Here is an 8,357-nt window from a genome sequence, read left to right on the forward strand (position 1 = left end):
TCCTGCCGAGAACGCTGCACGCCGAGGAGCCGTCCCCGCACATCGGCCCCGAAGGCCCGGCAGCGCCCGTCGGTGGACAGGCCGCGCAGCCGGGACCGCCCGGGCGCTGTGCCCTGGCCACACCCTGGACAAGGAGTGTTCCGATGGCCCTCGACCTGCCCGGCCCCGCCGCGCCCACCGGGTGGAGCAGCGTCCCCCGGCCGCTGCGCGCGGCCGTCGAAGCGGTTGCCGGCCCGGTCCTCGCCGCCGCGGAGGCCCCGGTCGGACGGACCGCCCGCCAGACGGCGGCCCGGGTGTTCAGCAGCATGGTACGAGGAGGCGAGGATGCCGTTCCCGGTCCCTCTCCTGGTTGGACGCTGTGGTCTCGGGACGGCCCGCGTCGACATGCTGCTGCGGCTTGTTGATGAGGAGATGCCGGCGGCTGTGGCGAGGCGTGTGGCTGTTGTTCTCGTGGCCCGGCAGATGCCGGAGCTGGCCGACGACGTGGCGTTGGTGGTCGCAGAGCTGGTTGCGAACGCGGAAATCCGCCAGTGGAGTTCGGGGCCGGTGCGTTCCTGGAGCGCGGCGTTGACGGTGTCGGTCACGTCCTTGGCGTAGAACTCCAGCAGCTGCTGACCGCGGTGCCCCTGCGCCAGGATGTCCGCGATGTCGTCGCCCGCCGCGTTGTCGAGCCAGTCCCGGATAGTCGGCCACAATCTCCCGCTCATGCTCCGAGTGTTGCCGGGGCCTCGGCCGTCTGCTCGTCGTACTCGCGCAGCATCCGCATGACGGTGGCGGGTGAGGGGCGCTGGCCCTTCTTCGCGCCCGTCGTGATGACGAGCCGCTTGGCGATGTCGCGCAGGCTCATCTCCTGGTCACGCGGTGGAGGGCTATGGACAGCATGGACTCATCGGTGATTCCGGCGCCGCCGATGGTCTTGCCGCGCTTGCGGGCGGACTCGTGGCCTTCGAGGGTGCGGTCGCGGATGTACTCACGCTCCATGCCGGACATGGCCGCGAGCACGGTGAACACGATGCCGGACGGGTCGTGCGAGCCCTTGAGTTCGCCGGTGAGGAACTCGGCAGCGCCCGGGCCTCTCGGCCCGGGCGCGGTCACCGCACGGGCGGTCTCACAGCGAAGAAGCAGCGCGCCTGTTCCACCAGGCTGCTGCGGCTCCCCGACGGACCACTGTGCCACGTAAACGAATCTTCTTGAAGGGCCGCCTACGTACTCGTGCGCCGCGGTTGACGGTAGGTCGGCCGGCCCTCTACCCCGCCCGAGCGTCGGCGGGTCGGCACGCCCGGCATCGCTCCTCGGATAGGGCGGGCTCACACTCGGGCCGTGACCGTGCAGCTGGGACCCGTATCCTCCACCTACAGGCAGCGGTCCGGCAGCGTGGGTGGCCGGCTGACCTCCACCTGGAGATTGAGGTGGAGATCGGCGACGAGCGGCCCGGCTCCAGTCAGCGCTACCTGCTGCGAATCTGTGCCGGGTCGGCCAACCACCTCTGACCCCGCCGGTCGGTGGACCAGTAGACCCGGAAACCTGCCCCTGTACTCGGCTTCACCGCCGTTGCCGTCGGTGCAACAGAAGGGCTGCTGGGTCCCTGGACGCCCATGTGGCTGTGCCGGCTGCTGGGTCCCTGGACGCCCATGTGGCTGTGCCAAGCCCTTTGGTCTGCACGATGGGGTGTGTGGTGCAGTGCCCGTACTGTTCCGGGCACGACCCGCATGACTTCAGCGTCGTGAGAGTGCCGAGCAGTTGGTCGATCGCGACCTGATGGCCGCCGACCTCGGCGGCCGGCCATACGGCTGGGCGCACGATAATTACGGCCCCCGCCACGATAGCTCCAGAGCTGCCCCTTGAGAGCCGAAGGTTCCCGCCATCCGGGATGTGGTACGGGGGCTTTCCGCCTGGCGATCTCTTCGCTCGCCCGAACGGCCACCGTGTGGAGGCCTACCGTGCTCTCTCCCTAGCGTCCAACCACAACACCGGCCTCTCGGGATGTGTGCCGGTTACCTCATCTGAAGGTGGGGCCCGTTCTACCGGGCTCCGTCCGCTCCGCGGTCCAATCCTCCGGCCGCACTGCTCGTTCACCTCCCCGTCTCCGACACCCAGGACGGTTCCCCGCTCCGCCGCCCGCGAAGGAGTCCTTGTGATATCCCGCCTCGTCCTTGATCCCACGGGTTACAGCCGCGACGCCGAGACCGCCGTCCTCCACAGCGCCCCGGCGACCCGCGTCGACATTCTCGGTGTCCAGGCGTGGGCCGTCGCCGATCCGGCGGTCCTCAAGTCCCTGCTCATGGATTCCCGCGTCTCCAAGGACGCGCGCCAGCACTGGCCCGGGTTCCCCGCGGTGGCCGCGACGTGGCCGCTGGCGCTGTGGATCGCGGTCAAGAACATGTTCACCGCCTACGGCGCCGACCACCGCCGCCTGCGCCGCCTGATCGGCGGTGCCTTCACCCCGCGCCGTGTCCAGGCCCTGAAGCCCCGAATCGAGGAGATCGTCCAGGACCTTCTCGACAACCTCGACACCATCCCCGAAGGTGAACCGGCCGACCTGCGCGAACACCTCGCCTCCCCACTCCCCCTCCGCGTGATCGGCCACCTCATGGGACTGCCCGCCGGCCTGCGACACCAGTTCCGCACCACCGTCGACAGCCTCTTCGACACCACCCGCACCCCCGAACAGGCCCAGACCAACGCCACCGCCCTCTACGCCATACTCGACGAACTCATCGCCGCCAAGCGCACCACACCCGGTGACGACATGACCTCCCTGCTCATCGACGCCCGCGACACCGAGGGCGATGGCAGCGCCCTGACCGAGCAGGAACTGCGGGACACCCTCCTGCTCGTCATATCCGCGGGCTACGAGACCACCGTCAACCTCATCGACAACGCCCTCACCGCCCTGCTCCTCAACCCCGTCCAGCTCGGTCACGTCCGGGCCGGCCGTGCCACATGGAGCGACATCGTCGAAGAGAGCCTGCGCCACAACAGCCCTGTCGCCTACCTCCCCCTGCGCTACGCCATCGACGACATCGAACTGCCCGGCGCCGTCACGATCCTGCGGGGCGAGGCAATCCTCGCCGCCTTCGCCGCCGCCGGCAGCCATCCCGACATCCACGGCGAGAACGCCAGCACCTTCGACGCCCTGCGCACCGTCAAGGACCACCTCGCCTTCGGCCACGGCGTCCACCACTGCCTCGGCGCACCCCTTGCCCGCGTGGAGACCGAAACCGCACTACGCCTCTTCTTCGACCGCTTCCCCACCACCACCCTCACGCCCGACACACCACTGCGCCCGCTGCCGTCCCTGATCTCCAACGGCCACCAGGACCTTCTAGCCGTCCTCGGCCCCCGCAACGGCGCGCCTGCCCCTGCCTAGCTGTGCATCTGCCGGAGCTCGGTTACACGTGGGTCTCGGTCGAGCGTGTCAGATAGTTCGTGCAAGTCCAGGATCTGGGAGGCTGGCCGGGGTCCCGGCTGGGGGCTCTGGCCGGCCGGAGCGAGAAGGAAGGGCCGGTCGCCGAGCCGGTCGATGAGCGATTGGTGGATGAGGTAGTCGAGCAGTTGATGGACCGCGCGGACGCCTCGGGCATGGCTCTGCTGGGCGAGGGCGGGCTGCTGACCCAGGTCACCCGGGCGGTGCTGGAGCGGGCCCTGGACGCGGAGATGACCGAGCACCTGGGTTACGAGAAGCACGATCCGGCCGGCCGTCTCAAAAGCCGCCCGACTGTGGGTGCGGTGACCTTGTGACCCTGCCGGGACAGCTCGGCGGCCAGGTGTCGCAACGACTTCGTAGTCCAGCGCAGCGGCGACATCGGATCGCCCCGCTCATCCGGCTCGACCAGCCGCAACAGTGCGCAGACCAGGTCGGAATCGACCGCATCGGCTCGCATCCGGCCGCCGCCGGGATGCCGCGCACGGCCCTCCGGTAAGGGCTCCGCACTGGCTTCGAGCTCGAACACGCCCCTGCGCACGGTGGTCTCCCTCACCCCAGCCGTTCGCGCGACCATGCGCACACCACCGTGGCCGAGCAGACGGGCCTCGGTCGCCATGGCCGGCGGACGCTGACGTCCGTTCAAATGCGGTAACAGGGATGCGAACCGGTGCGCGAGCTACATGCGGGCGTAGTCGGATAAGCCGCAACGCGTTTGTTCTTTGATGGCTCCACTTGATCCGGGCCTCGCTGCGGCTGGCCTCTGTTCGGGACCACTCCAAGCTGGTGCCGGCGCTCAAGGCGATCTACACCGCCCCGACGGAGCAGGCCGCCGGGCTGGCCTTGGACGACTCGCCACCTCCGACCTGAGAGTTCGCTATCCGGCCGTGGTGGGCGAGCAGATGCCTGCCAGTGGCGTGTGGCCTGTTGGTGGCAGACGAGAGCGTCTTCGGATGTGTCGGTGCCGTCCGGAATGATGCCCTTGTTCGAGATCGAGTGAGAGGGCCGTGATGAGCGACGACGACCTGGACGATCTGATCCACCTTGCCGACCCGCCGGGGACGAGCGGTCATGTCGTCGCGTTGCGGGTGCTGAAGCGACCGGACCCAGGGAGTGTGTTCCTGGACTGTGAGTTCGTCGTGTCGACGGAGACCGTCACCGGCAGGTTCCCGGTGGGAGTCTCCTCCTTCGACCTGGACCGCTGGGAGGAGGCTCTCGACAGTCTCGCCCGGCACCGGTTCGTCTCGTGGCTGAACTCCGGCCGAACGGTCGAGCTGAGGATCAAGCCGCTCAGTCCCAGCACGATCGGGGTGTCGATCTGCGACGACCCGTCCTCGCAGGTGACCGTTGGCCAGCCCATGTCCCCGACGGCCGGCTGGATCGAGGACCACCGGGCGCGTCTGGTGAAGGCCCGACAGGTCTTCGCAGGCTGACCGGCTCCTGGACAGGCGGCAGCGGGCGGCGGCCTGCTGTTCGGCTCGGTCCGGGTGCCGACCGGGCGGAAGGAATCTACGTCACCGTCGTACCAGCACCCGACCGGACGCTCACCCCTCACCCTGTCCATCCGCGGCGACGGCGTCAGGTACGCCCCGGATTCCGCCCGGCCCACCGGCCAAGGCGGGCAGCAGCGTGAACGGCGAACCCCGGAGCTGCGTGGTGCCCCCGCGTGACCCGACGAGCGGGCCGCGGGGGGATGACGGCTGGGCCCCGCCGCCGCCCGGTGTTAGGGTCGACCGGCCGGCCGCGGGACTCCGGTGCGACTTCCGGAATGTGCCTTTACCGCAATGATTCGCAGCTCGTGCCCCCATTCCCCGGCCGGCCTTTCCCACACGACCACCGGGGGCGCGCAGTGGAGACGTACGGCGACCTCGTCGCCGCCGAGGACGTGCTGCTGTTCGTCAACGCCGCGATCACCGGCACCGGCCAGCGCGAGTTCCACGGCGGAGCCGCCGAGCAGCAGCTCTCGCTGGAGTTCCTGCACGAGTACATGCTCATCAACTACCGCGGCCCGTACGCCGCCGCGCTCGCCCTCGACATCAACGACCACAACGCCGCCCTGATCGTCCGGCGGCTGCTGGAGACCTCCCGCGACGCCACCGCGGAGCAGCGGCACGCCGAGGGGCGGCTGATCGCCCGCCGGCTGGAGCTGCTGCCACCGAAGCGGGCCTACCGGCTGATCGGCGAGCTGCGCCGCGCCAAGGTCAACAACCGTCGGACCCGCGCGATCGTGCGCGACTGGCTCGCCGCCCGTCCCGACCAGACCCTCGACGCCGTCAAGTACCGCGCCGGGCTCAAGCGCGCGCTGCGCCACACGCACCTGCGGCCCGCCGCCGTGGAGACCGGCGACTTCCTGTACGCCCCGCGACGCCGCGGCGCGTACCAGGCACCGCTGCTGGACACCTGGCGGCGCGCCCACCACCAGCAATCCGCCCTCTACGAGCTGCCGTACACCGTCGCGGAGGGCTTCGCCCGGCGCCACGGCATCCCCCGGGCCGCGTTCCTGGAGCGCATCGAACCTCGGCTGACCGGCCTGGAGCGGCTGCGCCTGCAGGAGTCCGCGCGCGCCGCCGGCGCCACCGCCGTCACCGCCGACGGCGCGGCGCTCGCCCGGATGCCGCTCACCCGGCTCGCCTCGTACGTGCTGGGCCTGCCGCCCGCCGACCGGGTCGCCCGCCGGACGGAGCTGACCGGCGCCCTGCGCGGCGCGGCGCGCAGGGCGGTGCGCGCTGCGGGCGCCGAGGAGGGTGGCTGGGGCCGGGTCGCGGCCGTCCTCGACGACAGCTGGTCCGCGTACGGCTCGGGCGTGAAGCGCCGTCGGCCGCTCGCCGCCGCGCTCGCCTGTCACTTCCTGCTGGCGGCCCTGGCGGGCGAGTACACGGCGCTGTGGACCTCGGGGCGCACCGACGCGCTGCTCGCCCGCCCGTCCGGCCCCACCCCGCTCGGACGGCGGATCCTGGACGCCCTCGACACCGCGCCGCAGCGGCTAGTGATCGTCTCCGACGGCTGGGACAACGCCCCGCCGGGCCTGGCCGCGGAGGTGCTGCGGGTGTGGCGCACCCGACTGGACCCGGAGCACCGGACCAGCATCGTGCACCTCAACCCGGTGTACGACGCGGAGGGTTTCGACGTCCGGCGGCTCGCCCCGACGGTGCCGACGGCCGGGCTGCGCGACGCCGAGGACCTTCCTGCGCTGGTCGAGTTCGCGCGCTTCGCCGAGGGCCGCACCGACCTCGCGGAGCTGACGGCGCACCTGGCGGCCCGCACCGAGAGCTTCCTGGCGGCCGGCGCGACCGGACGCCGCCCCGGCGCTGAGGAGACCGTCCGATGACCACGACCCCGTCCGGGCCGGCCTTCCGGCTCGACCTCGCCGGCCTCGACACCCGGCCCGCCCAGGTGTGGGGCGGCGTGCGCCTCGTCCCGCTGGTCCGCGCCGAGCCGATCGAGGACCTCCGCCTCCACCAGGAGCTGTACGAGCCGGAGTACGCCGCCGTCCCGGTCGGCCGGCGCACCGACTACCTCGCCTACGTCCCGCACGGCTTCGTCGCCGACTGGGCCCAGGACGGCACCCCGGCGGCCGCCTACGGCACCCGGCTCGACGCGCCCTCCGCCATCGGCGCGACCGCCCCGCCCGAGCGCATCCGGGTGCGGGCGCCGCGCCGGCTCGCCAAGCGCGAGAGCCGGACCCGGCTGCGTTTCCTGCCGTTGCACCTCGCCCTGGAGGGCTACCTGGCGCTGCATTTCGGCGGCCCGACCATCGCCTGGGAGGAGTGGTCCGACCGCGCCGTGCGGCACGGGCTGTCGCCGCGCGCCGAGGAGGCGTACGCGGGCGACCGGGTCCGCGGCCTCGCCGACGCGCTGCGGGTCTTCGAGATCCACCCCGGCCAGTGCGGGCTGGTCGTGTACGTGGCCGACGCCCTCGCCGCGGCTTTCGTCGTCCCGCACCCCGACGACTACCGGGCGCTGCACCGGACGCTGCTGCTCGACCTCTACGGCGAGCTGATCCACCACTACGCCCTCCTGTCCGCCGCCGTCCCGGACTTCCGCGCCGACCTGCGCATGGCCGGGCCGGTCAACTCGCTGTCCGAGCTGCGCGCGGCCGTCGCCGGGCAGGAGCGCGCCTGGACGGACTTCCACGACGACACGATGGCGGGCGGCCTGCTCGACCCCGACTACCGGGCCCGGGAGGTGCGTCGACTGGGCCGCTTCAGGCTCGCCCGGTTCCTGCCGGAGTTCCGTCCCAAGCAGGAGAACCACATCGGCGAGGCGATCACCGACGAACACGGCCGGCTCGCCTACCTCAAGACCTTCCGGCTGTCCGAGTCCCAGGTCCGGCGCGGCCACCTGCTGGAGCGGCTGGCCGCCCACCAGTGGCACCTCCCGAGCGCCGCCGCCTCCCTCGGCCTCACCGAGCCCCAGCTCGGCCTGCGTATCGAGGGCGCCGGCTTCGCCAGCCTGCTGCGCCAGGACGTCCTCGACCGCTACCGCCGCGCGGCCCTCCGGTACTGACCTCGGCGCTTCGAGGCGATTGGCCTGTTCGTGTAGCTGACTGCCGGTCATCTGCGCGCTATGCCGTTGGTATGCGTTATGCGGATGGGGGCGGGCTGACGGCGAAGGGCCGTCGGCGCCGCGAGGTGGTGCGTGCGGGGGCGGCCCGGTTGCTCGCCGGAGGGACGCCGCGGAACTGCTGGCGTTCTACGACTTCCCCGCCGAGCACTGGGTCCACCTACGGACCACGAACCCCATCGAGTCCACATTCTCCAGGTCAAGCTGCGGACCAAGGTCACCCGTGGCGCCGGCAGCCCGGCCGCCGCGCTCGCGATGGTGTTCAAGCTCGCCGAGTCCGCCCAGGCACGCTGGCGCGCGATCACCGGCGCCCACCTCGTCGCCCTCGTCCGCTCCGGCGCCAGGTTCGAGAACGGCGTCCTGGTCGAAC

Annotated in this window: 8 protein-coding genes and 3 pseudogenes; 8 read left to right on the forward strand and 3 right to left on the reverse strand. The window is 71.6% G+C overall.

Annotated elements, in window-relative coordinates:
* Positions 1-324 precede the first annotated feature (324 nt).
* The gene (locus AB0J08_RS40310) at positions 325-597 is read left to right on the forward strand and encodes a hypothetical protein (protein ID WP_360644750.1); all 273 of its coding nucleotides are present in this window, start codon (positions 325-327) and stop codon (positions 595-597) included.
* Between the two features lie 106 nt (positions 598-703).
* On the opposite strand, the gene AB0J08_RS40315 is transcribed toward AB0J08_RS40310, so the two are convergent.
* Entirely contained in the window at positions 704-847 is a 144-nt protein-coding gene (locus AB0J08_RS40315; RefSeq protein WP_360644753.1) for a hypothetical protein, read from the reverse strand.
* Positions 844-1,176 (reverse strand): recombinase family protein, encoded by a 333-nt coding sequence (locus AB0J08_RS40320; protein WP_360644756.1) that lies wholly within the window; start codon positions 1,174-1,176, stop codon positions 844-846. The genes AB0J08_RS40315 and AB0J08_RS40320 overlap by 4 nt, the downstream gene beginning before the upstream one ends.
* A gap of 958 nt (positions 1,177-2,134) precedes the next feature.
* On the opposite strand from AB0J08_RS40320, the gene AB0J08_RS40325 reads away from it, so the two are divergent.
* Positions 2,135-3,370 (forward strand): cytochrome P450, encoded by a 1,236-nt coding sequence (locus AB0J08_RS40325; RefSeq protein WP_360644759.1) that lies wholly within the window; start codon positions 2,135-2,137, stop codon positions 3,368-3,370.
* Positions 3,371-3,558: 188 nt separating this feature from the next.
* A pseudogene (locus AB0J08_RS40330) lies at positions 3,559-3,699 on the forward strand (IS256 family transposase); the annotation flags it as partial.
* Positions 3,700-3,701: 2 nt separating this feature from the next.
* Here AB0J08_RS40330 and AB0J08_RS40335 read toward each other — a convergent pair.
* Positions 3,702-4,043: pseudogene (locus AB0J08_RS40335) on the reverse strand (ISAzo13 family transposase); the annotation flags it as partial.
* Between the two features lie 116 nt (positions 4,044-4,159).
* On the opposite strand from AB0J08_RS40335, the gene AB0J08_RS40340 reads away from it, so the two are divergent.
* The 5 genes and pseudogenes from AB0J08_RS40340 to AB0J08_RS40360 all read left to right on the forward strand — a co-directional run.
* On the forward strand, positions 4,160-4,294 hold the full coding sequence (locus AB0J08_RS40340) for a hypothetical protein (RefSeq protein ID WP_360644762.1): 135 nt from the start codon (positions 4,160-4,162) through the stop codon (positions 4,292-4,294).
* A gap of 140 nt (positions 4,295-4,434) precedes the next feature.
* A complete protein-coding gene (locus tag AB0J08_RS40345; RefSeq protein ID WP_360644765.1) occupies positions 4,435-4,857 on the forward strand; it encodes a DUF5959 family protein in 423 nt (140 codons plus the stop codon).
* Between the two features lie 416 nt (positions 4,858-5,273).
* Positions 5,274-6,752, forward strand: a complete 1,479-nt coding sequence (locus tag AB0J08_RS40350) for a hypothetical protein (RefSeq protein ID WP_360644768.1) — start codon at positions 5,274-5,276, stop codon at positions 6,750-6,752.
* Positions 6,749-7,930: a hypothetical protein gene (locus AB0J08_RS40355; protein WP_360644771.1), complete on the forward strand. Its 1,182-nt coding sequence runs from the start codon at positions 6,749-6,751 to the stop codon at positions 7,928-7,930. Before AB0J08_RS40350 ends, AB0J08_RS40355 begins: the two co-directional genes overlap by 4 nt.
* Before the next feature lie 157 nt (positions 7,931-8,087).
* Positions 8,088-8,357: pseudogene (locus tag AB0J08_RS40360) on the forward strand (transposase); the annotation flags it as partial.

The organism is Kitasatospora sp. NPDC050463 (assembly GCF_040655255.1).
Lineage (GTDB): Bacteria > Actinomycetota > Actinomycetes > Streptomycetales > Streptomycetaceae > Kitasatospora.